The organism is Spiroplasma endosymbiont of Diplazon laetatorius, from assembly GCF_964019625.1.
Lineage (GTDB): Bacteria > Bacillota_I > Bacilli_A > Mycoplasmatales > Mycoplasmataceae > Spiroplasma_A.
In genome coordinates this window covers 902594-928414 of sequence record NZ_OZ026458.1, presented here as the reverse complement: position 1 = coordinate 928414, position 25821 = coordinate 902594, and the positions used below count along the sequence as shown (strand labels likewise).

General features: G+C 28.3%; 28 protein-coding genes and 1 pseudogene. 27 read left to right on the top strand and 2 right to left on the bottom strand.

What is annotated here, in order from left to right; genetic code table 4:
* The first annotated feature begins 17 nt into the window (after positions 1-17).
* From AACL10_RS04500 to AACL10_RS04490, 3 genes are all read left to right on the top strand, one after another.
* Positions 18-2672 (top strand): hypothetical protein, encoded by a 2655-nt coding sequence (locus tag AACL10_RS04500; RefSeq protein WP_338984991.1) that lies wholly within the window; start codon positions 18-20, stop codon positions 2670-2672.
* 41 nt (positions 2673-2713) lie between these two features.
* Positions 2714-3406, top strand: a complete 693-nt coding sequence (locus tag AACL10_RS04495) for a PD-(D/E)XK nuclease family protein (protein WP_338984989.1) — start codon at positions 2714-2716, stop codon at positions 3404-3406.
* 61 nt (positions 3407-3467) lie between these two features.
* Complete coding sequence (locus AACL10_RS04490; RefSeq protein WP_338984988.1) at positions 3468-3662, top strand: hypothetical protein; 195 nt, start codon at positions 3468-3470, stop codon at positions 3660-3662.
* A gap of 24 nt (positions 3663-3686) precedes the next feature.
* Here the strand turns inward: AACL10_RS04490 and AACL10_RS04485 are convergent, their stop codons facing one another.
* A complete protein-coding gene (locus tag AACL10_RS04485; RefSeq protein ID WP_338984986.1) occupies positions 3687-4820 on the bottom strand; it encodes a hypothetical protein in 1134 nt (377 codons plus the stop codon).
* 83 nt (positions 4821-4903) lie between these two features.
* Between AACL10_RS04485 and AACL10_RS04480 the strand changes: the two genes are divergently transcribed.
* The 21 genes from AACL10_RS04480 (at position 4904) to pepF (ending at position 21621) form a co-directional block, all read left to right on the top strand.
* Positions 4904-5662 carry a hypothetical protein gene (locus tag AACL10_RS04480; protein WP_338984984.1) on the top strand — a complete coding sequence of 253 codons (759 nt, stop codon included), beginning with the start codon at positions 4904-4906 and terminating at the stop codon, positions 5660-5662.
* A 120-nt stretch (positions 5663-5782) separates the two neighbouring features.
* A complete protein-coding gene (gene rpsL, locus AACL10_RS04475) occupies positions 5783-6202 on the top strand; it encodes a 30S ribosomal protein S12 (RefSeq protein WP_338984980.1) in 420 nt (139 codons plus the stop codon).
* Positions 6203-6253: 51 nt separating this feature from the next.
* The gene (gene rpsG, locus AACL10_RS04470; protein WP_101781047.1) at positions 6254-6721 is read left to right on the top strand and encodes a 30S ribosomal protein S7; all 468 of its coding nucleotides are present in this window, start codon (positions 6254-6256) and stop codon (positions 6719-6721) included.
* Between the two features lie 23 nt (positions 6722-6744).
* Complete coding sequence (gene fusA / locus AACL10_RS04465; protein WP_338984978.1) at positions 6745-8814, top strand: elongation factor G; 2070 nt, start codon at positions 6745-6747, stop codon at positions 8812-8814.
* 114 nt (positions 8815-8928) lie between these two features.
* Positions 8929-10116, top strand: coding sequence for an elongation factor Tu (gene tuf, locus AACL10_RS04460; RefSeq protein ID WP_338984976.1), 1188 nt, complete (start codon positions 8929-8931; stop codon positions 10114-10116).
* Between the two features lie 78 nt (positions 10117-10194).
* On the top strand, positions 10195-10782 hold the full coding sequence (locus AACL10_RS04455; protein ID WP_338984974.1) for a GIY-YIG nuclease family protein: 588 nt from the start codon (positions 10195-10197) through the stop codon (positions 10780-10782).
* Between the two features lie 157 nt (positions 10783-10939).
* Positions 10940-11881, top strand: a complete 942-nt coding sequence (locus AACL10_RS04450) for a rolling circle replication-associated protein (RefSeq protein WP_338984972.1) — start codon at positions 10940-10942, stop codon at positions 11879-11881.
* Between the two features lie 323 nt (positions 11882-12204).
* Entirely contained in the window at positions 12205-12477 is a 273-nt protein-coding gene (locus AACL10_RS04445) for a hypothetical protein (RefSeq protein ID WP_338984970.1), read from the top strand.
* A 5-nt stretch (positions 12478-12482) separates the two neighbouring features.
* Complete coding sequence (locus AACL10_RS04440) at positions 12483-12758, top strand: hypothetical protein (RefSeq protein ID WP_338984968.1); 276 nt, start codon at positions 12483-12485, stop codon at positions 12756-12758.
* Positions 12759-12760: 2 nt separating this feature from the next.
* Complete coding sequence (locus AACL10_RS04435; protein ID WP_338984966.1) at positions 12761-12904, top strand: hypothetical protein; 144 nt, start codon at positions 12761-12763, stop codon at positions 12902-12904.
* Positions 12905-12925: 21 nt separating this feature from the next.
* A complete protein-coding gene (locus AACL10_RS04430) occupies positions 12926-13207 on the top strand; it encodes a hypothetical protein (RefSeq protein ID WP_338984964.1) in 282 nt (93 codons plus the stop codon).
* A gap of 69 nt (positions 13208-13276) precedes the next feature.
* Complete coding sequence (locus tag AACL10_RS04425; protein WP_338984962.1) at positions 13277-13480, top strand: hypothetical protein; 204 nt, start codon at positions 13277-13279, stop codon at positions 13478-13480.
* Positions 13481-13535: 55 nt separating this feature from the next.
* Positions 13536-13706 (top strand): hypothetical protein, encoded by a 171-nt coding sequence (locus AACL10_RS04420; RefSeq protein ID WP_338984960.1) that lies wholly within the window; start codon positions 13536-13538, stop codon positions 13704-13706.
* 441 nt (positions 13707-14147) lie between these two features.
* Complete coding sequence (locus AACL10_RS04415; RefSeq protein ID WP_338984957.1) at positions 14148-14567, top strand: hypothetical protein; 420 nt, start codon at positions 14148-14150, stop codon at positions 14565-14567.
* Positions 14568-14569: 2 nt separating this feature from the next.
* Positions 14570-15550, top strand: coding sequence for a hypothetical protein (locus tag AACL10_RS04410; RefSeq protein ID WP_338984955.1), 981 nt, complete (start codon positions 14570-14572; stop codon positions 15548-15550).
* Positions 15551-15784: 234 nt separating this feature from the next.
* Entirely contained in the window at positions 15785-16126 is a 342-nt protein-coding gene (locus AACL10_RS04405; RefSeq protein ID WP_338984953.1) for a hypothetical protein, read from the top strand.
* A gap of 3 nt (positions 16127-16129) precedes the next feature.
* A complete protein-coding gene (locus AACL10_RS04400; RefSeq protein ID WP_338984951.1) occupies positions 16130-16363 on the top strand; it encodes a hypothetical protein in 234 nt (77 codons plus the stop codon).
* An 11-nt stretch (positions 16364-16374) separates the two neighbouring features.
* Entirely contained in the window at positions 16375-17844 is a 1470-nt protein-coding gene (locus tag AACL10_RS04395; RefSeq protein WP_338984949.1) for a hypothetical protein, read from the top strand.
* A gap of 178 nt (positions 17845-18022) precedes the next feature.
* Positions 18023-18328: a lipoprotein gene (locus AACL10_RS04390; protein WP_338984947.1), complete on the top strand. Its 306-nt coding sequence runs from the start codon at positions 18023-18025 to the stop codon at positions 18326-18328.
* 131 nt (positions 18329-18459) lie between these two features.
* A complete protein-coding gene (locus AACL10_RS04385; RefSeq protein WP_338984945.1) occupies positions 18460-19797 on the top strand; it encodes a M17 family metallopeptidase in 1338 nt (445 codons plus the stop codon).
* Positions 19798-19842: 45 nt separating this feature from the next.
* Entirely contained in the window at positions 19843-21621 is a 1779-nt protein-coding gene (gene pepF, locus AACL10_RS04380; RefSeq protein WP_338984943.1) for an oligoendopeptidase F, read from the top strand.
* Positions 21622-21643: 22 nt separating this feature from the next.
* Here pepF and AACL10_RS04375 read toward each other — a convergent pair whose 3' ends face one another.
* Positions 21644-22516: a Cof-type HAD-IIB family hydrolase gene (locus AACL10_RS04375; RefSeq protein ID WP_338984941.1), complete on the bottom strand. Its 873-nt coding sequence runs from the start codon at positions 22514-22516 to the stop codon at positions 21644-21646.
* Between the two features lie 184 nt (positions 22517-22700).
* Between AACL10_RS04375 and AACL10_RS04370 the strand changes: the two genes are divergently transcribed.
* The 3 genes and pseudogenes from AACL10_RS04370 (at position 22701) to AACL10_RS04360 (ending at position 25807) form a co-directional block, all read left to right on the top strand.
* Entirely contained in the window at positions 22701-23696 is a 996-nt protein-coding gene (locus tag AACL10_RS04370; protein ID WP_338984939.1) for a lipoate--protein ligase, read from the top strand.
* 9 nt (positions 23697-23705) lie between these two features.
* Positions 23706-24818: pseudogene (gene pdhA, locus AACL10_RS04365) on the top strand (pyruvate dehydrogenase (acetyl-transferring) E1 component subunit alpha).
* A complete protein-coding gene (locus tag AACL10_RS04360; protein WP_338984937.1) occupies positions 24818-25807 on the top strand; it encodes an alpha-ketoacid dehydrogenase subunit beta in 990 nt (329 codons plus the stop codon). The pseudogene pdhA and the gene AACL10_RS04360 overlap by 1 nt, the downstream one beginning before the upstream one ends.
* The last annotated feature ends 14 nt before the right edge of the window (positions 25808-25821 follow it).

Here is a 25821-nt window from a genome sequence, read left to right as displayed (position 1 = left end):
AATAGGAGGAAAAAAATATGTTCGCAATATTAATTATATGTGCATGATCATTAACATTAACAGCAGCTGCTGGATTATTAATGTTTGGATCTGCATCTGTATTTATGATTGTTGTTGCTTCGTCAAAAAATCAAGCAGCTATAGGGCAAGCCCTACAATCACCACTAGGTCAAATATGAGACAAAATATCAGTTGTATTTAAGGGGGTTTCACCAATTTATGGACCAACAAACTTAAATAACAAAGTAGCTCTAGGTTCAGGAAACAGCCTTGCAATAATGATTTGAACAATCGTTATATTTGCTGTAGCCATTACTTTAATTGTTATCTCAATCTTAGAATTAGTAAGATTAAGAAAACACCAAAAATTATCAAAACCATTTGTTAAAGTGACAATGGTTATAACAGCAATAATGTTACTATTAACATTCCAAATGATATTAGTGATTGTTTCATCATTAATATTAGTTGCATTTGTATTATTAGAAGCTGTATTATTCGATTCAGAAGCTTTAAATAACTATGCAGAAGAAAGAAACTTAATTTCAATTTATAAAGAAGAAAGAAAATTTGAAAAAGAGGTATCTAAAGAGGGAAAGTTAACTGGCAACGTAGATTTGAAAAACCAACAAGAGGATTTTCAAAAAGAAAATGATCAAACAAAAGTAAATGATAATTCTGCGTTGCCAAATTTAACTGAAGAACAGTTAGAAAATATCTACAAAGAAGGTAAGACTAAGAAGTATTATCTAAAATGAAAAACTTATAAAGCGAAATTAAATCTTCAAAGAAAAGAAATTGAAGCAAAAATTCCTACTCTTGGAGAGAAAGAAATAGCAAAAATTATAAGTAAATTTAATTTCAATGTTATGAAAGTAAATTCATTAGCTAAGAAATTAAAAATACCAGAAAGTTATTATGTTTCTTATATGACTATAGAAAATCAAGAGGGTGGAAATTCTATGGATACAAACTTCAAATCAAATTCAATAACAGAAGCAACAACTGCTTTTGGTGGAGAAGAATCTACTTCTGTAGATGAAGATATTGAAAGTTTACACGATAGATACTCAGGGGGAAATAAACCAGGAGTACCTCAAACATTCGTAGCACCTCAAACAATTGTTCACGGAACAAAACCAAAAAATAAAGGTCTTGAAGAAGAGTTCTTAAAAGCAAAAATGGCAAGAGCTGTTAACATGACAATTGAACAATTACCAGAAGTTAATTTACCTGCAGATGCAGATAGAGAAACTATATATGCTGATTTAAACTTTGATCAACCAGATTTAGCTGGTCAAGTAATGATGAAGGATATGAAAAAAGCACAAGCTAAAAAAGAAGCTATTGCGAATGCCGCACCAGGAACAACTGTTTCTGCACCACCAACATTCACATTTGTACCTCCAACTGAAAATTTACTTGTTCAAGAACCAGAAAAACAACCAGAAGTTTTAGGTACATTCGTAGCACCTCAAACTGTTGTTCATGGAACTAAAAAACCTGAACCAGGTGGTTTAGAAGAAGAGTTCTTAAAAGCAAAAATGGCAAGAGCTGTTAACATGACAATTGAACAATTACCAGAAGTTAATTTACCTGCAGATGCAGATAGAGAAACTATATATGCTGATTTAAACTTTGATCAACCAGATTTAGCTGGTCAAGTAATGATGAAGGATATGAAAAAAGCACAAGCTAAGAAAGAAGCTATTGCAAAAGGTGCTCCAGGAACAACTGTTTCAACTCTTCCTGTTTTCCATACAAATATGGTATTGGACTTTAATCAAGAAGAATTGGATGAAGAAAGAGAAGCAAGAAGAAATGAATTCATCGCACCTCAAACTGTTGTTCATGGAACTAAAAAACCTGAACCAGGTGGTTTAGAAGAAGAGTTCTTAAAAGCAAAAATGGCAAGAGCTGTTAACATGGATTTAAATCAATTAGCAGAATCTGAAAGACCAGATGCTGATAAAGACTCTATATATGCTGATTTCAACTTTGATCAACCAGATTTAGCTGGTCAAGTAATGATGAAAGACATGAAAAAAGCACAAGAAAAACAAGCGGCTATTGCTAATGCTGCACCAGGAACAACTGTTTCTGCTCCACCATCATTTGATGCAAACTTAATGGGAGCTGACGAAATCGTTGAAAACCCAGTATCATTTGCACCAGAAGTTGATTATGAAGAAGAATTTGGTTTATCAGGAAGCAACTCTCCTATGTTTGGTGGAGTTCCTTCAACACCAAAAATTGAAGAAGACTCATTCAATATGAATAATGTTAAAATTGAATCTAATGTTCCTGAATCATTTGATAACGAAGATGAAGATCATTCATTTGAAAGTTATGATGATGCATATCAAAGAGAACAAGAGAAAAAAGAAATTATTCAAAAAGAAGAAGAATTATTGAATAGATTCGAAGCGAACATAAATGCAATAGATTTAGAAAAACTAAACTCTATTGAAGAAAGAATGGCTAAATTAGAAAACTTAATCGAAAGTTTAGGAAATAAATTAGGTGGAGATCAATTATCTCAAGACTTTACAAAAATTACTAACCAATTAGATTCTATTTCTAAAGTTGTTAATGAATTGGAAAGCAATAGTCCAAGAACAATAATAGATTCTTTAACAACAAGACATAACTATAACAAAAATAATGGGTAACCATTATTTTTTTTGTTAAGGTTATATGTAGGAGATAACTTATGATTTACGATATAACAGACTTAATTGAGAGAGATGAAAAATTTAACTATTTAATAAAAGAGGGTGTGCAAGAATTACCTAGTGATTTAAATAGCTTCATAAATGGAAATAAAATAGAATTACCATTTGTGAGTATTATATTAGAAGAATGTTTTCCTTATTTACAAAATAAATTCATTAAAAAAGAAATCATTGTAAACTCAATGAAGCAAGGCGAATGTGTTCACCAAATAATATCTGATTCAATTAAAGAAAGAAAAGAATTTAAGTTGAATCTTGTTGTAAAAGATTGTAAAAACTCTAACCATTTAAATATAGCAAAGAGAATAATAACTGAGCTAAACGCTTTTATATATAAACACGATATAGATCACGTTTACTCAGAAAGAACTTTTGTATATTTGGGATATGACTGCAACTATATTGGAACTGTGGATATAATATTAAAATCTAAAGATACATTTTATATAATGGATGTGAAAACAAGTAGAACAAACTATGTTGAAAAGTACAATGCACAACTATTCCTTTATAAAAAAATGTTTGAAAATGCATCTAAAAAAAATGTAACTGATTGTTTTATTTTAAATCCAAGAGAAGAAAGGGTTTTAATGAAACATGAAAAACTTTCAAAACAAGAACAATCAAGAATAATTTCAAAAATAAAAGAAATAAAACCGATTTGACAATAATAAAATTTTGAATTAAACTTATATTTATAAGTGGAAATCTTATCTACAAGGAGAAACAATCATGACAAAAGAAGCTCTAAAAGAAAAATTAGCTGCATTTAAAGTTGAAAGAGATAACAAAGAAACTGAAATCGAAAAATGTAAAGAAACAGTTAAACAAGCTAAATTAGAAATTAAAATCAAAAAAAACGAATTAAAAAACATTATAAGTGAAGCTAAAATATTAAAAAGTAGCTACAAAAAACAAGAAATGTAAAAAAAGAACCGAAAGGTTCTTTTTTTAAAACTCTATTATCTTTGGGTGAAGAGTTTTTAGCTCTTCTTTTAATGATTTGTAACCCCTAGATTTAAGTTGATCTTTATAAGTTTTATTGGCTTTTTTTCTCACTTTGTTTCCGCTTGCCGCCAAAACAAATGGAATACCTATTATTGTTAAGCAACCCAAGAAACCTATTATCTTTTTAATTCCGCTTGAGTCTTGCTTTTCTTCAGTATATTTTATATCTCCTCTAATCTTGACAATGTCTCTAGTTATTTTTGCTTGTCTTTGGTGTTCTTTCTCTTTTATGCCTGCATCTATTAAGAATGCTTCCAAGTAATAAAGTTCAAAGGCAGTAAGACCGTAAAATACTCTATCTTCAATAACAACTTCCTTAGTGTTGGGGGTTGGTCTAAATTCAAGATTCATTTTAACTGGGGCTATAACTTCTTCTTTTATTACTTCTGGTTTAGGTTTAGGGATTTGAATGTATGTTATATTTGATTGAATTTCTGGAGGTATTTCTCTCTTAGGTTCTGCTCTTGGTATAGGTGTTGGTTCTGGCTTATCTTTTATTGTTTGTCTAACATCTATATTTGGTTTTTCAGCAGGTCTATTTATGGTTGCTGGATTAACTCTTTTTAAACTAATGTTTAAATTACTTCTATTCTCACGCTCCATTTTGTCAAAATTCAATTTTCTACCAGTTGCTTGTCAGTTATTATCTATTAACTCTTCGATATTTGATTGACCTCTTTGTTGATTTGAGGATGGTCTAACTGGTGCTGGTTGCGGGGTTTGTGGTTTTTTAACAAAAACAAGTACGAAATTAGATTCTCTATCGTTGTTATTTTTTGCTTGACCTTGTATTTTTAAATTATCTTCAAAATATAATTGAAGCATTACGTGTTTTGAAGTAGGGTTTGCAACTACATCTGTTGGCAAAACATTATAAAGTTGCTGAACACTTATACTTTTATAATTTTGAATAGTATTTATTATTGTTGATTTAACTGTTTTGTACTGTGCTGAACTCTTATCTGATGCAAAGTTCGGACCATTTACTGTATTTATTCCTCTTTCTTTAACTGCGTTATTTCTACAAAAATCGGCTCAGTCAAGAAAGTCTCTAGAATTTGATTCTCCTCATACCATATTTATATCTCCCTTATTATTTATAATAATATCAAATGTAGTATGATTATCTTATATATAAAAAAATAGAAACGAGATTTTTTATGAAAGCAATAAAACCAATTAATTACGAGAAAATAATTATCAAAAGAGTAAATACAGTTTATGAAAACTTAAAAACAAACATTGAAAAGGAATTTAAAGTTCCTTCAAATATAGAAGATTTCATCAAAAACAACTCTCAACTTTCAACTAGAGAAGAAGTTGAAAAATTTGGTCAAGAATTCGATAAGACTTTTGGAGATTGAATGCCTATTGATGAAAACTCTGATAGATTAATAATTCTTAATCACTTAATGTCTATACTTCAAAATTCAATAATAATCTTGATCTCAATTGATGTAAATTTAGAAAAAGAAAAAATTGAAAAACAAGTTATTAATGACTCTAGAAGTATAGATATAATTGTTGCAACTGCAGTACAAGCTTTTGGGGTAAAAACAAATGAATTACTAGAAAAATATAAGGAATTAAAATTAGAAGAAGATACTCATGAAGTATTTAAACCTTTAAACAACTTCCTTAAAGTAGTTTCAGAACAAGATGCACAATCAGCTTTTGCAAGATTAATGGAAAATATATTAGAATTTAATCAAAATTATAACAATACATATACAAGGCTTTCTGCTATAGAAGAAGATAATCTTTCAAATCAAAGAATTGAAATGTTTATGGAATATATGAACACTTACTACTTAATGGTTTATTTATTAGAATTAATACTGGTTTACCCTCTACAGGAAGGTATGATGAACCAACAAGTATTTGACAATATCATGCCAAATATAGCTTTATATAACTAATAAAACAGGTTTTATATCTGTTTTTTTATTAAATAATATTATAAATCCCTTATTTTCATATATAATATATTTTGTGTGATTACAATACACTCGGTATTGTGGAAAGGAGGAACCTTAAAAATGGCAACAATTAATCAATTAGTTAGAAAACCAAGAAAAGCAAAAACATGAAAAACTAAAGCTCCAGCTTTAAATAGAGGAGTTAACACTTTATTAAAAAAAGTTACTAGAATTTCAGCACCACAAAAAAGAGGTGTTTGTACAAGGGTTGCAACTATGACTCCTAAAAAACCTAACTCAGCGCTACGTAAGTATGCAAGGGTTAGATTAACTAACGGTATGGAGGTAACAGCTTATATTCCAGGAGAAGGACACAACTTACAAGAACATAGTGTTGTGTTAATCCGTGGGGGAAGGGTAAAAGACTTACCCGGGGTTCGTTATCATATAATTCGTGGTACTTTAGATACAACTGGAGTTAACGGAAGAATGCAATCTCGTTCTCTATATGGAACAAAAAGACCTAAAGAGAAAAAATAATAGAGTGTAATTCACATTTTATCAATTTAAAAAAGAAAGGAGCAACTAACCATGCGTAAACATCAAGCAGAAAAAAGAGACGTGTTACCAGATCCAATTTATAACTCAAAACTAGTTACTAGAGCAGTTAATAAAATTATGTTAGACGGTAAAAGAGGAACAGCTCAACACATCTTATACAAAGCTTTCGAAAAAATTCAAGAAAAAACTGGAACTACTCCAATTGAAGTTTTTGATAAAGCAATTGAAAACATTAAACCTCATTTAGAATTAAAAGTTCGTCGTATTGGGGGGGCAAACTATCAAGTTCCTGTTGAAGTTTCAACAGACAGAAAAGTAACTTTAGCTTTAAGATGATTAATCAATTATTCAAGATTAAGAAACGAAAAAGAAATGGTTGATAGATTAGCAAACGAAATTATTGATGCATCAAACGGAGTTGGTGGATCAGTTAAAAAACGTGAGGATACTCACAAAATGGCTGAAGCTAATAAAGCATTTGCACATTATCGTTGATAATAGAAAATTAAGGAGAAAAGAATATGCCTAGAGAATATAGTTTAGATATGACTCGTAACTTTGGTATTATGGCTCACATCGATGCTGGTAAAACTACTACAACAGAACGTATTTTATTCCACACAGGTAAAATTCACAAAATTGGTGAAACTCACGAAGGTGAATCACAAATGGACTGAATGGCACAAGAACAAGAACGTGGTATTACAATTACTTCTGCTGCAACAACAGCATTCTGAGCAGACCACAGATTTAACATCATTGATACTCCTGGTCACGTGGACTTCACAGTTGAAGTTGAAAGATCATTAAGAGTTCTTGATGGAGCTGTAGCTGTATTAGACGGTCAAAGTGGGGTTGAACCTCAAACTGAAACTGTTTGAAGACAAGCAACAACATATAGAGTACCAAGAGTAGTTTTTGTTAACAAAATGGATAAAACAGGAGCTGACTTTTTATACTCAGTAAAAACAATCGGAGATAGATTAGGAGCAAAAGCTGCACCTATTCAATTACCAATTGGAGCAGAAGATCAATTCAGCGGAATCATTGATTTAGTTGAAATGAAAGCATGAGGATTTGACGGAGCTGCTGACGAAATTGCAAAAGAAATCGAAATTCCTGCTGATTTAAAAGATACAGCAGAAGAATTAAGAGCGCAATTAGTTGAAATGGCTGTTGAATATGACGAAGAATTAATGATGAAATTCTTAGATGGTGGAGAAATCACAATCCCAGAATTAAAATCAGCAATTCGTAAGGGAGTAATCTCTGCTGAATTTTTCCCAGTATTAGCTGGATCAGCATTTAAAAACAAAGGTGTTAAATTATTATTAGACGCTGTTGTTGCTTACTTACCTTCACCATTAGACGTACCTGCTATTAAAGGAATATTACCTGATGGAAGTGAAGCAGAAAGACCTGCTGCAGACAATGCACCATTCGCTGCTTTAGCATTTAAAATTATGACTGACCCATTTGTTGGTAAATTAACATTCTTCAGAGTTTACTCAGGAGTATTAACAAAAGGAAGTTACGTATTAAACGCAACAAAAGATAAAAAAGAACGTGTTGGACGTTTATTAAAAATGCACGCCAACAACCGTGAAGAAATCGAAGAAGTTTATGCTGGAGATATCGCAGCAGCTGTTGGATTAAAAGATACAACAACTGGAGATACTCTTACAGATGAAAAAAACGAAATTATCTTAGAATCAATGGTATTCCCAGAACCAGTTATCCACTTAGCATTAGAACCAAAAACTAAAGCTGACCAAGAAAAACTAGGGTTATCATTAAACAAATTATCAGAAGAAGATCCAACTTTCAGAACTTATACAGATGAAGAAACTGGACAAACAATTATCGCCGGAATGGGTGAATTACACTTAGACATTATTGTTGACCGTCTAAAAAGAGAATTCAAAGTTGAAACAAACGTTGGAGCACCTCAAGTTTCATACCGTGAAACAATTAAAGGTTCAGCAAAAGTTGAAGGTAAATATGTTAAACAATCAGGAGGACGTGGACAATATGGTCACGTTGTGATTGAATTCGAACCAAACCATGACAAAGGGTTTGAGTGAGTTGATAAAATCGTTGGTGGTAAAATTTCAAAAGAATACATCAATGCTGCTAGAGTTGGGCTTGAAAATGCCTTACAAAACGGGGTTATCGCTGGATTCCCAATGATAGACGTTAAAGCAACAATCGTTGATGGATCATACCACGATGTCGACTCAAACGAGATGGCATATAAAATTGCTGCATCAATGGCATTAAAAGAAGCTGCTAAAAAAGTTAGCCCAGTTCTTTTAGAGCCAATTATGTCAGTTGAAGTTACTGTACCAGATGAATACTACGGGGATGTAATGGGTAACATTTCATCAAAACGTGGTCTAATCGAAGGATCGGAACAAAGAGGGAACGCACAAACTATTAAGTCTAAAGTTCCTTTATCAGAAATGTTTGGTTATGCAACAGAGTTGCGTTCATTTACTCAAGGACGTGGAAACTATACAATGATTTTCAGTCACTATAATGAAGCACCAAAAAACATTGCTGAAGAAATTATTAAAAAACAAGGTAAATAATACCTACTCATCAAATTAAAAAAGTATTGTACTTTAAAGAAAATCTATTTATAATTATTAGGACACTTGGTCACAATAAAATAAATAAGAACCAAATGGAAGGAATGAAAAAACATGGCAAAAGAAGCATTTGACCGTAGTTTACCTCACGTTAACATTGGAACAATCGGACACGTTGACCACGGTAAAACTACTTTAACAGCTGCAATTACAAAAGTATTAGCAGAAAAAGGTGGAGCAGAATTCAAAGATTACGCAAATATTGATAATGCACCAGAAGAAAGAGAAAGAGGTATTACAATTAATACTTCTCACGTTGAATATAAAACAGAAAACAGACACTACGCACACGTAGACTGTCCTGGACATGCCGATTATGTTAAAAACATGATCACAGGAGCTGCACAAATGGATGGTGGAATCCTAGTTGTTGCTGCAACTGATGGGCCAATGCCACAAACAAGAGAACACATCTTATTATCAAGACAAGTTGGAGTACCAGCTATCGTTGTTTTCTTAAACAAATGTGACATGGTTGATGACGAAGAGTTAATCGACTTAGTTGAAATGGAAGTTAGAGATTTATTATCAGCTTATGACTTTGACGGAGACGGAGCACCAGTTGTTCGTGGATCTGCTTTAGGAGCTTTAAATGGTGATGCTAAATGAGTAGCACAAGTTGAAGAACTAATGAAATCAGTTGACGAATACATCCCAACTCCAACTCGTGATACAGATAAAACTTTCCTAATGCCTGTAGAAGACGTATTTACAATTACAGGACGTGGAACAGTTGCAACTGGTAGAGTTGAACGTGGAGTAATCAAAGTTAACGACGAAGTTGAAATCGTTGGACTTGAAGAAGAAAGTAAAAAAGTTGTTGTTACAGGATTAGAAATGTTTAGAAAATTACTAGACTTCGCTGAAGCTGGAGACAACGTTGGAGCACTATTAAGAGGTGTTGATAGAGAAGGTATCGAGCGTGGACAAGTTCTTGCAAAACCAGGAACAATTAAACCTCATACAAAACTAAACGCATCAGTTTATGCTTTAACACAAGAAGAAGGTGGAAGACACAAACCATTCTTCAACAAATACCGTCCTCAATTCTACTTTAGAACTACAGACGTTACTGGAGAAGTTCACTTACCAAGTGGAACAGACATGGTTATGCCTGGAGATAACGTTGAATTAGTTGTTGAATTAATCAAACCAATCGCTGTTGAACAAGGTACAAAATTCTCAATCCGTGAAGGTGGAAGAACTATCGGTGCTGGAACAGTTGTTTCAATCGTTGAATAATTAAACAATATATAATAAAGTTCCCTTTTGGGAATTTTTTTATTTTGATTTATAATATTTACATAAAGGTAAAATAACATGGACTTACAAACACAATACAAATTAGTATATAAAATTAAAAACTCAAGAGATCCTAAAGTTAAATCATTATCTGAAGATTATTTGTTACACAGAATTAATAAGTTTCTTAAAACTAGAACTTCTTTAAATGTCAGTGATGTTAAACAAATAAGTGATAAAGTTCCAGGGACCTATTTAATATATTCTATTTCAGATGATAAGCTTAATTTTTGTTATGTAGGAGAATCTACAAATGTTTTTGAAAGATTTAGACAACACATAAATGGTTTTTTAGGTGGTAAAGAAAGACTTTACTCAAAAATGAGAAAGAAAATAAAAGATATAAATGATTTAAGATTTATTGTTTTAGATGAAATAGAAGATCAAAATATGAGACTTAAAAAAGAGACTTATTATATATACACAATGAGATCTTATTTCTATAGTTTAAATTCTAAGTTAGTAAATAGAAGACTTAGATGTCCAAGTGGACACGGAATGGTCAAAAGCTTTATGACTTATGATAAAAATGCTGAAACACTAAAATTAGTTATTTATGGAAAATGTAAAAATAAAATATGTAATATGACCTTTGTTTTAAACTAAATACAAAAAAGTGATATTATATTCTTGATAAAATAACACAACACGACAAAGAAAAAATTTGATAAAATTTATTATATTAAAAATTAAGTTTCCGCCTAATTTAAAACTTATTTTTTGTTTTTTTAGTGTAAGGAAACTCTTTAAAAGAAGTTTATTTATGGAGTATTATTGTTCAAAGACTTATTATGGAGATATGGTAAGGACTAGTATATTGCCTTTAAGTAGTTATGAGAGTAATTTGCGTAATAAAGATGGTGTTAAAAATACTGGAGAAAATAAAGAAAAATTAAATAATAGTAAAATTAGAAGTAAAGGTAGATTTATTAGAAAGTCATTTCATAACTTTTATAACCAAAAAACACTATCATTTCTTACTCTCACATATGCAGCAAATATGCAAGATATTAAACAAGCTAAATATGACTTACAGCTATTCTTTAAAAAACTAAAATATTGATTTTATAGTGAAAAACGTTCTAAATTTCGTAAAAACCAAGAATTAAAATATGTATCTATATATGAATATCAAAAACGTGGAGCAGTTCACTTCCACATAATATTAAACGTATATATTCCCAACTCTATAATTCTTACTTATTGACCTCATGGTATTAATTGAAACGTTAAAGTAAAAGGTGGAACAACAGGAAGAAAAAAAGTAGTTAAATACCTATCTAAGTATATGAGCAAAGTAAATAAATTGGATTCAAAAGATTTAAATAAATATGATTTAAATATTAAGTCTTATCATTTTAGTAGTAATTGTTCTAATCCTAAAACTAAAATTGGAGTATTAAATATTAATCCTAATGATTTAACTCAATTTATGATTAAAACTGAAAATTTATATACATTTAAATTAAGTAGTAAATGTGATTTTTTGTTTGGTTTGGTTTGTGATAGATTAAAAATTTTTGATTTTGAAGTTGATTTAGATCCATACATTCATATAGCTATAAAAATGAGACAAGCTATCATTGATGGTTATGCCACTTATTTACCTGATAAATATTTATATTGAATGAAAAAAGGTAGGGAAAAAATTAAAGAACATGAACAAGATATTATTTTAAATAAAAAAGGTTTAGTTATAAATTAGTTACCCAGCGTTTTAGCGCCATTTGCCGTTATTAATAAACAATTAGTTATTAGTTAATATCAAGGAACAGATAAAAAAGAAAAAAAAGCACCTATAAAGGTACTTTAGTATGAAATATTTACCGCCTAAAATAAATATTTCACTTATAAATTATTGCAAAAAAAAAAAAAAAATATAATAAATGTAATTTTAAGGTATTTTAAGTGCTTTAAAATTAAATCAAAATATTTTGATTTCCGCCTAAAATTTTAAAATAGTTAAAAAATTTTAAATAGGGAAATCTTTGGTTATCAGTCTATAAGACTTTAAACAAGGAGAATTATATGTATCGTTCACAAATATTAGAAATTAAAGAAGCAAGCTTTGAAACAGATAAAAAAGAAGTTATGAAAGGTTATTCAGGTAAAATTATTCGTTTAGATAAAGGTAATATTACACCTGATATTAGACCTTTTTGAGTTGGTGAATCAAGTCAACCAGAGGATTATCAAACTTTATCTAAAGCAAAAAATATGGATATTATAGATCATATTATTTCTTATGATGGAAAAAAAGTAAGAGATATCACACTTATTCCAAATAATAAACTTAATTAAAATCTATGAAAAATAGTAATTTAATATTATTTAATAAATATTACAAAAAACTAAAAAAAGAAGCTATTTTTAAGCAGTGAATTAAAACAATATTAAAATTTATGGTATTTACTCAACCTAGTTTAATAAATATACCTAATATAGTTTTAAGACCACAGGCAAAGGAATTAGCTAAAAACCATTTATTAAAAATTGATTATAGTTCTATTAGTAACTTTAAAGATATTATTAAACATGTTAATCAATTTATTAATGAATTAAATAAAAAAATGGAGGTATAGCTATGGGTTGTACTTGTGATAAAGAATATGCAATTTATGAATTAAAATGTGATTTTTGTAAATTGTTATATCGTTTATTAAAATTAACAGAAGCTTTAGATTTACAAAATAAAATTGAATTAAATAAAATGAAAGGACTTGAATAAAATGAAAGGACTTGAATAAAAATGAGTGTAGCAATTGGTTTAATTATTTTTATTACATTTGCTTTAATAATAGCAAGAGAAATTTATACATTAATTTACCAAATAAAAGGTACTATTATTATTAATTTTAAAAGTAAAAAATTCTTATCTAATAAGAATAAAGTTAAATTAAGAGACGCTATTAATTCTTTTATTGAGTTAGGAATAATTGAAATTGTTGACAATAAATTAATTTGAAAACAAGAAACATTATCACCTGAACAAGTTAAAGAATTCAATAATAGTATGAATAAAAAAGATTAATTATGGGGTAATAACCCTATATGACTAGTTAATTAAATATGTCGTGAGATATAGATTAGGAGTGGTTATATGTTTTTAGCAATGGACCAAGGAACAAGTTCAATTATTAAATCAATTGAAGAATGAGCCGGAGTTTTAGCAACTTGAGCTAAATCTTTTACAGGTTGATTTTTAGATTATTTAGGTGCTTATGCAATTCTATTAATACCTATCGTGTTAATGTTTATTGTTCTTGGAATTGAAACTTTGAGAAAACTAATACACGGGGTTTAGAAACCAATTAACTAGTCATATAGGGTTATTACTTTTTTTGTAAAGGAGTGATTACATGAATCAACCAGATAAAAGTGTTTGAGATATTTACATTGATTTTATGCAAATAATTTTTGGAAAAGAGTTTCCACCTTTTATATCAGCTATAGTATTATTTGTTTTTATAATAGCTATATTCTTTTGTCTAATTAAAATCATTAAGTTATTATTTGGGGGACTTTGATAATGGGTTTTAATGAAATTTGAAATAATACATTAATATTTTTATATCAATTATTTACCCTGGGTTTAGATAAAATTTCATTTGGTAATTTATTAGGTATTTCTTTTCAAAGTGATACTACTTATTATGTTTTACTTATAGGTATTTGAATTGTTATATTTGCTTTTGTTTGATTTATGTTATGACTTGTATTTAGGGTTATAAAGGTGGTGTGTTAATTTGTATCAAAATAAAATTTCTTATATTCTAAGTCAAATAATTTATTATTTAAGTATTTATTTGGGTATATTTTATTTTATTAATTGTTGAATAAATTTAATATTAGTAGATTATATTTATTTATTAGTTATTTTTAATTCAATTTTATTGTGTGAGTTTATTTATGTTTGTAGATTATATTTATTAAAAAAACAAGATGATTTTTATTAAAGGTGGGGTGTAAATATGAAAACTAAAGAAATAAAAGAAGAATTTTCGGATTATATTAAATATGGTTATAAAAACTTTGAAATTAGAAAAGATGGAGACCTTGAAGGAGAAGTTGAATTGATTGTTGTAGAACATAATTCAATTTGTAAAGAAAAATATTTAATACACGAAGATAATTATAATTTTGAAGAATGCATCAAAGATAGATTAAAAGTTAGATTGAAAAAAACTAATTATTCAGCTTATGAAATTGGTTGTAGAATAGCACAAGAAATTATTTTAGAAAATGATACTGCTACTGTGAAATGAAAAATGTATCAAAAAGTCAATAAATTTTTATTAGATTGATTTAAACAGGGCGACAAACTTTATTGATATTATATAACTCACATTTATTTAGATGATAAATGAGTTGAATATAGAAATAGAGGTTAAATATGAAATATTTTAAATATTGAAAATGGTATTTTAATTGATTAGAAATACACAGTAAATGAATAACTATTGCTTATAGTATATGTTGAATTTTTATTTCTAGATCGAATGGACTTTTTAAAACATTAGCAATAATAGCTTTTTTTGTAATATTTGGTATATATTTAATTAATTGAATTTTAAGTTTTTTAAATTTTGCTCGATTAAATAATGTATTAAAAAATTGTCCTATTACCCTTATTAATGGTTCATTGGGTAGTGGTAAAACTTTATTAATGACTTATTTATTACAATATGCTAAAAATAGAAATATTTACTCAAATTGGTTTGTTGATAATAAAAAGGCAAAAGTTGTTGGTTTAAATAATTTAGATTTTAAAAATAAAGATTATTCGTTACCAGAAAAGAATAGTTTAGTATGTTTGGACGAAATTTATTTATACATGAACGCAACTGATAATAAAAGTACCAAAGCAAAATATTCTGGTACTATTCCTAGTTATTTATTAGCAAGACAATTTGATTTAAATTTAATATTTGCAGGTCAAAGAATTAATCAGCACTTTATAGACTATAGAGAACCTGCTAATTTAGTTTTAATACCACGTATTATAAAAAGACCTTGATTTATGAATAGAAGCTTTAAAATGGTTCTGTGGGGCTTTACAAATTTAGATAATTATTTAACTTATGAAAGTCAGTCAATTAAATTAATAGCTCAGGGTGAAAGTCCAAAATTAAAAAATAACCCTAAATTTGGAATATATGTCTTTAATTTAAGAATTCCATTAAGCGTTGCCAAAACCTATGATAGTAAATATTTATCTTTTGTGAGAGATTTTAAATCAGATAAAAAAGATGAATTCTATTATTGAAAAGAATTTATAAATAATGATAAAATTTCAGATTCAGTTAAAGCACAAATAGGTATAAATGAATTAAGAAAATTAGGTATGAATAATTTATTAGAAAATATAGATTAAAAGGAGTATTTATATGGTTGTTTGAATAGTACTTGGAATTTGAATATTTTATTGTATTTTTATTTTTTGTTTATTTATATATTTTTGGTTTTTAAAGGAGTGATAATATGTCTACATGATTAATGATTTTAATTTCAGTTTCTATATCAACTATACTCTTGCTTGTGTTTCATTTAATAAACTTGTTATTTAATTATTTAATTGATTTATATATTTCTAGAAAGGATGATTAATATGTTTTTAGCTTATGAAGATACTTGAAATGAAGCAATAAACGTCATTGTTGATATATTTATGAAGTGTGCAGATTGAATGTGATCCTTAACTTTACCTGCAACAGATATACCACTTTATACAATATGAATTACTGCAGCAATTATTAAGGTTATGTTAATGATTTTAGGTAGTGATACAAGATTTAGTAGTTTAAGTGGTAATGTTAAAAACGCACACAGTAAAGCAGTAAGAAAATCAGGTCAAAAATTTAAGGTAAGAGATAATGGTAAAGCAAATGATAAACCTAATGAGTCTAGTGGTTCAAATTCTCCAAAAGCAATTGAACATAAAGGAAAATAGATAATGGTTAAATTATTTGTTTATCTTGCCTTTTTCTTACTTGTGGGTTTTACTGTTATTACTAATATTGGTAGTGCAGCTGCAATTTCATTAGAATATATTAAATATTGATTTGGTAGTGAAAATGATTTTTATCAGCTTGTTAGTCAATTATTTATAATAACTACACATCCTATATGATTATTATTTTTAAGTTTTGGTACTTTAATTATGGTTTTAAGGTTATTTTTTGGATAAGGAGTGATTATATGTTTTTTTCAATTTTCTTTAGTTTTATAGTATCTTTATTTTCGTCATTGCCATTAACTTTAGATGTTGGTACTAAAATAGGAGTTAGAAATAGATTGATTAATGAAATTAATACTTTTGCTTCTGTTCAACCTGAAAATATATCTTATGACAAAATATCTAAATATGATGTTCAATCTCAATTAATGTTAAGATCTGATTTCTTTAATCAAGGTATAAACCCTAAAAACTATGCTTTTTCTATTGGTTTGACACCATTAAAAGATTTTAACGATACTAGTACTTGGTTTGATTCCAGTTCTATTAATAGTGATAATACTAATTATTGAGTTAAAAAATGAGTTCTTTATTTTTATTCACAATTTGCTTTTGATAACTTTTATGATTTGGATTTAGTAATTAAAGATAAAGAGTATTTTTCATTTCAAATTTATAAAGACAAATTTAGCTTATTAGATGTTGTTAATAACAAAGAATTTGAATTTAAAGTTACTGGTGGTTCTGGAAAAGAAAATATTTATTATGACTTTTTTAATGTTTTATTTACTCCCTTAATTGAAAATCAAAGTCCATATAGTTTTAATAGTTCTAGATTAGTTTTTAATTTTGATTTTGAAAATGCTTTAAATAAGTTTTTTGATAAGTATAAATTAAACCAGGAATATAATATTAATGAAATTATTAATCTTTTTAATAGTTTTTATAGAAATTTAGTTCAATTTATTTTTGATTTAGATCCAGACACAAATGTTATTATGAATATGCCTTATAGCACTGTTTTAAAAAAGCACTTTATTAACTATAATATTTTTATAAAAAATGGTTTTAACCTTTATCCAAAAGGGTTATTAGTAAATATGGATAAAAGAATGGTAGAAGGAAATGAAGTTTTACCTTTTAGTTTTCAAGCTAAATATGATAATATTTCAAACATTATTTATGATTCTAATCAAAATTATTATCAATATTTAAATAGTAAAAGTTCTATTTTTGATTATTCCACTGGTTCTTCAAATACTAGTACACCTGATATTGAATTAGTAAATTATGCTATTGAAAATCAAATAAAAGGTTTTAATTCATTTTCTACAATTTTAGGATTTAATAGTAATTCAACAGATAGAATTAAAAATATAATTTTAAGAGATTTAAATTTTACTATTTATAATTCAAATGATTGAAATAATGTAGTTCAAAATCCTAGTGGAAATTTTAATATTCCATATATGACATGTTCTATAACTAATCTTTTTGGATGTGTTACTAACGCTGGAATATATTTAATTAATACTGTTTTAGATTTTACAGGTTTTAATAAGATTACAGGACCTTTAATTCAGTCTTTAGTTGGTACAACAGAGTTATTAAAATCTATTCAAAATTTATTTGCCTTTAACGTTACTTTTTCTTTGATGGTTTATTCTATTCTTACTTTAGCAATAGCTATTGCGTTAGGTAAAATATTTTAGAAAATATTCCAATGTATTTTTTAAAATTTACCACAAATATTGACTTATTTTAATTTTTTTCGATTTGTCATTACAAAATAGCTAATGAAATTTAAATAATTTTTTTCCAAAAATACTAATATTAATACCTTTTAATTAAGGTATTTTTTTGTTATTCTTTTAAAAAGGAGAAAAAATTATGAAAAAATTATTATCTTTATTTGGCGCTATAAGTTTAGTTCCTGTCTCTAGTGCTGTTGTTGTTTCTTGTACTGATAAAAATACTAATATGGTGGAAATTAGGGATATGAGAAATAATTATGTTGATACTGTTGATAAAACAACTGTTAAAGATTTTCAAGTTACAGGTGGAATTAATGGATCTCTTGTATTTTTAGAGTTATATTTTAAAGATGAAACTAAAAAAAATTATCCTGATTTAACTGGTACTAATGAGTGATTTAATAAGTATTTAAATAAATTATTATTTGATATAGAAGTTTAAAAAAACGCAAAGAGTTTATCTCTTGCGTTTTTTTTGTTATATTATATGTAGTGTTGTGTAGCACGCGTAGCGTGCTTATTGGCGTACTTGCGAAGCAAGTCGCCTTACTTGTAAATCAAAGGAGAATTAAAATGATAACAAATAACGGACCACAATTCACTCTTACTGTTAAAGCTGTTGAGTCAAAACAAATTATAAATGACCTAGTTTTAAAAGAAGATGGAGCTACAACATTAATAAGTGGAGATAAAATCATTTATTACTATGTTGGAGACAAAAAATGTTTAAAAGATTTAGGAAGCAACTTAGAATCATTTATTAAATCAAATAAATATGATTTAAATATCGACGTTGATTCATTCTTAACTATATTTCCAAATGCCGAAGAAGCATTTCAAAAAATAATAGAATCAGTAGTTTTTGCATCACATAAAGATTTAGACTACAAAGAAAATTCAACAGAACCAAAATTAATCAACTTTATTTTTGATGAAGAATATAATGCTTTATATGAAACATCAATGATTAAAATGGAATACATGGATTTTGCAAGAGATCTACAAGACTTACCACCAAACATTGGTACATCAGTAGAAATTGCAAACAGAATGGTTGAAAAAGCAAAAGGTGTTCCAAATGTAAAAGTTACTGTATATGATAAAAAACAAATCGAAGCTTTAGGTATGGGATTATTACTTTCAGTTAATGCCGGAAGTCACGTTGAAGCAAGAGTTGTTGTTATGGAATATACATCAGATTCTTCTAAAAAAAGAACTGCATTAGTAGGTAAAGGTATTACTTTCGATACTGGAGGATACAACTTAAAACCTTCTAACTTTATTGAAAACATGAAATTTGATATGTCAGGAGCTGCAATTGTTACTTCAACAGTTATGGCTTTAGCAAAAGCAAAAGCAAAAGTAAACGTAGTTTCAATCGCTTTATTAACAGATAACAGAATTGGTGGACATGCAACACTAACTGAATCAGTTATTAAATCAATGAATGGTAAAACTGTAGAAATTACAAATACAGATGCTGAAGGAAGATTAGTGTTAGCTGACGGATTAACATTTGCTGTTAGAGAAGCAAAAGCTGATAGATTGATTACAGTTGCAACATTAACTGGAGCAATCGATATTGCTTTAGGAAGATGATTCACTGGAACTTTCTCAACAAATGATTCATTCTATGAAGAATTTGCTGAAGCTGCTCAAAAAGCACAAGAATCAGTTTGAAGAATGCCTGTTATTGCAGAACACTTAAAAGCAATGCAATGTTCTAAAGTAGCTGACCTAGCAAACTCAGAACCAGGAAGACAAGCAGGTTCATCAACAGCTGCTGCATTCTTAGATTCATTTGCTGAAGGTAAAGAATACATTCACTTAGACATCGCATCAACTGCAGATACAAACAAACGTGGTAGATCACCAATGTTAAGAACAATGTTCGAATTATTAAATAAATAGTCAAAAAATCTCGTTAAGAGATTTTTTATTTTATATAATAAGTTTATGAAAAGAAACGAAGCACAAGCAAAATATAAATGGGACTTTTCTCATCTATATAAAAATTTTGAAGAATGAAAATTAGATTTAATAGAAGCTAAAGAAATTTGCGATAAGATATTAAATTTAAAAGATAAATTGAACATCAAAGAAAACTTTTTAAAATATCTTGAACTAGATAAGGAAAAGGATTTTTTATTAACTAAACTAAATCAGTATGCTCATTTAATAGATATAGATCAAACAGATAATGAAAACCAAGAGTTATCTTCTATGCTAGATAATTTTTATCAAGAATCTAAAATTAAAGGTTCATTCTTATTAAATGAACTTAAAGAAATTGGAGAAGAAAAAATTAATCAATGGTTAAAAGAAAGTAATAATGAAAATTATAGTTATTACTTTAGAACTTTTTTTAAATCATCTAAATTTATTCTTTCAAGTAGTGAAGAAGAATTAATGAGTAAGGTTGAAAGAAGTAGAAATGCAGTTGGTAATTTGTATGATTCACTTGCCTATGCAGATAGACAATCTACTAAAATAATTTGAAAGGATGAAGAGGTCGAGTTAACTTCTTCTCTATACAGAGAAATAATGGAAGATTCTGATCCTAAAGTAGATCAAGAAAAAAGAAAAGAAGCTCAGCAAAAATATTTTCAAAACTTTATTTCTAGAAAACATAGTTTTGCAAAAATATATGAAGCAATAATTCAAGAACAATATGAAAATAAGAATGTAAGAAATTATAATTCAATATTAGAAATGAATTTATTCGATGATCAAGTTAGTGAAGAAATATATTTAAAACTAATTGAGTTCGGTAAAGAAACAATTGATGCTTTTAAAAAATATAATAGACTAATCAAAAATATATATAAACTAGATAAATTTTATTCAACAGATAGATTATTAAAAGTATCTAAAGCTTACAATAAGAAATTTAATGTAGAAGAAGGAAAACAAGTTGTAAAAGAATCTCTTAAAGTTTTAGGAGAAGAATATATTACAAAACTTGAAATAGCATTTAAGGAAAACTTAATTGACTATTATGAAGATGATAACAAATCTGATGGAGCATATTCATCTGGGGGTAATGGAGTAGAACCAATTATCTTAATGAATTGAGATGACAAACTTGGATCGGTGAGCACATTAGCTCATGAGGTCGGACACTCGGTGCATACTTTATTTGCAGATGAGGTTCAACCTTATCCATTAAATAATTATCCAATCATACTAGCTGAAGTTGCCTCTACATTCAATGAACATTTATTATTTGATTTTCTATATTCAAATACAAATGATGTGGAGGAAAAGAAATATTTAGTTCAACAAAGATTGTTTGATTTAATTTCTACATTCTACAGACAAATACAGTTTGCTGATTTTGAATATAGTGCTCATAAACTTATAGAAGAAGATAAACCAATAACTACAGAAATATTAAAAGATTTGTATGTTCAAAAACAAAACGAGTTTGGATATGATGAATTTGATGACAAAGATGAACCAAATTATTCATGACCATATATATCTCATTTCTTTCAATCACCTTTTTATGTTTATAAATATGCAATTGATTTAGTTGCAAGCTTCAAACTATATAACGACTTTAAAAATGACAATAAAGATAATATTATTAACTTCTTAAAAATGGGTGGATCAAAAGAACCTCTAGAAATATTAAAAGAAGTGGGTGTAGACTTTTTAGATAAAAATACTTATCTTCCTTTAGTTGAAGAAATAGATAGATTAGTAATTGAATTAGAAAAAATGACAAAATAAAAAAACTGGCTTGCCAGTTTTTTTAAACTTCTAATCCTTTTAATAGTTTTTCAAGGTATTCTCCAACTCCACCTTCGTTGTTAGTTAGGTTTGTAATACCTGCTGCAATATTTTTAAGTTCATCATTTCCGTTTTTCATAGCTACTCCGTAACCAACTTTTTGAATCATTTCATAATCATTCATTTGGTCTCCAAAAGCAATAACGTCTCTAATATCTTTGTTGTAATATTGAGCTAATATGTCAGTTACAAAACCTTTATTAACTATTTTGTTAGTTAGTGTAACCATAAGTTTTGAATTTTTACTTAGATTACCATAAACGTTTCCAGATTGTATTTTAATTGTATTTTTGAATTTTTCTAAAACCCTTAAGACCTCATCTTTGTTGTCTTCAGTATCAATGAAAAGAACTACGTTTGTTGCAGCTCCTTCTCAATGTTCGTAAGGATCTATAACTTTATATTCATCATCAACAACGTCATCTAGATGAAAAAAGTTTTCTACAAATTCATCTCTTTCTCTAACCATTGCTTTGTTATATGATTCAACTAAAATGTTTGAAATAGATTTTTTTATTGTTTCGTGATTCATTATTTCACTAACTATTTCTTCACTTATTGGAAAAACAATTCTTTTGAATTTTTTAGAAATGGGATCATGAATATGAGCCCCATCAAAGTTAGTTAATAATGTAGTTAAACCTAACTCATTATAAAACCTTATACTTGCTCTATGAGGACGACCTGTTATTATACAAACTTCATGTCCATCTTTTCTTGCTTGAACAAGAACATCTCTTGTTTTCTCGTGGATTTCTTCCCCATTAGCCATTAAAGCAGTACCGTCTAAATCTATAAGTATTAATCTTTTTTTAGATAAGTGTTGTAATTGCATATATTCAGCTCCTTTATAAAAGATTATATCTTTTTTTAGCTTAGTATTTAAGGTATTAAAAAATATTTCCACATTCAAATTTTAAATAGAGAATTTTTTTGAAAATTTTTTTCATACTTTAAAAATTTTTTCCATAAATGAAATAAAAGACTTAAAATATAAGAGTATAGGAAGGGAAATTCGAATGTTTATTTATAAAACTTCTTGTGTGGACCCTGCAATAAACTTGGCTACAGAAGAATACTTTGTAAAGTCAAGAAAATACGATGAACCAATATTGTTTTTATGACAAAACGACAACACCATTGTTGTTGGAAGAAACCAAAATGCAGCGTGAGAGATTAATCTTCAAAATGCTCAAAAGGATTCTGTAAATATTGTTAGAAGAAATAGTGGTGGTGGAACTGTTTTTCATGACTTAGGAAATATGAACTTTAGTATTATTTATACTGATATTGAAAACAAAGCGGTATCATTGTTCTCTTCAATGTTAGAACCTGTTATCAAAACACTTAATAAACTTGGTGTGGATGCAAAGTTCTCAGGAAGAAATGATATTGAGTTAAATGGTAAAAAAATATCTGGAAATGCAATGTGAAAGCATGAAGACAGATTTCTTCAACACGGAACAATTTTGTTTAATGCAAATTTGGATAAGTTAACAAATTATTTAACAGTTGATAGAGCTAAAATTCTTTCAAAAAATATCAAATCAATTGCAGCTAGAGTTACAAATATTAACTCAGAGGTAGAAAACAAGATTGATATTCAAGATTTTATGAATCAATTAATTGATACATATAAAGAAATGGATGAAATCAAAACAATTGAATTAACTAATGAAGAACTTGATCAAATAAAAGAATTAAGTGAAAGTAAATTCAAAAATTCTGATTGAAACTTTGCCAAAAATGCAGATTTCGATTATAGAAATAAACAAAGATTAGAGGGCAAAGGTTCTGTTGAGGTTCTTTTAAGAATAGAACAAGGAATTATTGCAGAAGCTAAATTTTTCGGAGACTTTTTAGGTTTTAAAGGTACTGAAGATATAGAGAAAAATCTAATTAACAAAAAATATGAAACATTCGAATTAGAAAAAGTCTTAGACAGTTCAGATCTTAAAGGTGTATTTGGAGAAAACTTTACTACACAAGACATCCTGGACTTATTAATTCAATAGGAGGTAAAAATGAAATATATAGGAAAATTTGATCCATTAAAAGACGAAATAGTTCGTATTATGGATAAAGATGGAAAAATCTTAGATGAAAAATTAATGCCAAAAATGAGCGACAAAGAAATGGTTGAAGCTTATAAATTAATGAACTTATCAAGAAGACAAGATGATTTCCAAAACAAAGCACAAAGACAAGGTAGATTATTATCTTTCTTATCTTCAACTGGACAAGAAGCAGCAGAAATAGGCTATACTTTACCGTTAATCAAAGGTAAAGACTGATTTGCTTCAGGATACAGAAACAATGCTGCATGATTAAATGTTGGAATGCCAATGAGAAACATCATGCTTTATTGAATGGGAAATGAATATGGTGGGCAATCGCCAGAAGGTGTAAACTCTCTTCCACCTAACATTATTATTGGTTCTCAATATTCACAAGCAACAGGTATTGCTTTTGCTGAAAAATATAGAGGAACAGGAGGAGTTGCTGTAACTACTACAGGAGATGGTGGTATGAGTGAAGGTGAAACTTATGAAGCAATGAACTTTGCTAAGTTACACGAACTACCAGTTGTATTTATTTGTGAAAACAACAAATGAGCTATCTCAACTCCATATAAAAAATCAACTAAATCAATCAACATAGCTGTAAAAGGTATAGCAACAGGTATGCCTTCAATTAAAGTTGATGGAAATGATATTTTAGCTTGTTATGCTGTTGCTCAATAAGCAGTGGAATATGCAAGAAGTGGAAACGGACCAGTTTTCATTGAATTTGATACTTATAGATTAGGGGCTCACTCTTCATCAGATAACCCAGATATCTATAGACCAAAAGATGAGTTTGCAGAAGCTCAAACTAAAGATCCTTTAGTAAGAATGAAAAAATTCTTAGTTGAAAAAGGTCTTTGAGATGATAAAAAACAAGAAAAATTAGACAAAGAACAAGATGAATTTATTAGAGGTGAATTTGATTGAGCTGAAGCAAATAAATCATATGATTTAGAAGATGTATTCAACTTCCAATTCGCTGAAAAAACACCTGATCTTGAAAAACAATATCAAGAAGCTAAAGAATTCTTTGCTAAATATCCAGAAGTTGCACAAGGAGGACACCATTAATGAAAGTTTTAAATAACGTTAAAGCAGTTTCAGAAGCACTTGAAGTTGCAATGGAAAAATGAGACGACGTAGTGGTTTACGGAGAAGACGCTGGTTATGAAGGTGGAGTATTTAGAGCTACTGAAGGACTACAAGCTAAATTTGGAGAAAAAAGATGTTTTGATGCTCCAATTTCAGAAGCTGTATTTGCTGGAGTAGCTTTGGGTATGGCTATCAATAAAATGAAGCCAGTTGTTGAATTACAATTTGAAGGTCTAGGATGACCATCATTACAAAATATTTTAGGACACATGGGTAGAATGAGAAACAGAACAAGAGGAAAATACCCAACACCAGTTGTTATAAGAATGCCAATGGGTGGTGGAATTAGAGCTCTTGAATTACACTCTGAAGCTATGGAAGCAATGTATGCACATACTCCAGGGATTAAAGTAGTTTGTCCTTCAACACCATATGATACAAAAGGTTTATTATTAGCAGCAATTGAATCACCAGATCCAGTTATTGTTTTTGAACCAACAAAATTATACAGAGCTTTCAAACAAGAAGTTCCTGAAGGATTTTATACAGTTGAAATTGGTAAGGCTTTCAAAATACAAGAAGGTAATGACTTAACAGTTGTAACTTACGGAGCACAAACTGTAGATTGTCAAAAAGCTATTGATGAATTAGAAGCAAAAAACCCAGATGTTACAATCGAGTTAATTGACTTACGTTCAATTCAACCTTGAGACAAAGAAATGATCTTTGAATCAGTTAAAAAAACTGGAAGATTATTAGTTGTTCATGAAGCAATTAGATCATTTTCAGTATCATCAGAAATTGTTGCATCAGTAAATGAAGAATGTTTTGAATATTTAAAAGCACCTTCAATGAGATGTACAGGATATGACATTGTTATTCCTTTTGATTCAGGTGAAGCATATCACCAACCTCATCCAAAAAAAATCTTAGTTAAAATGGAAGAAATTTTAAATTACAAATTTTAAATAGTCACGGAGAA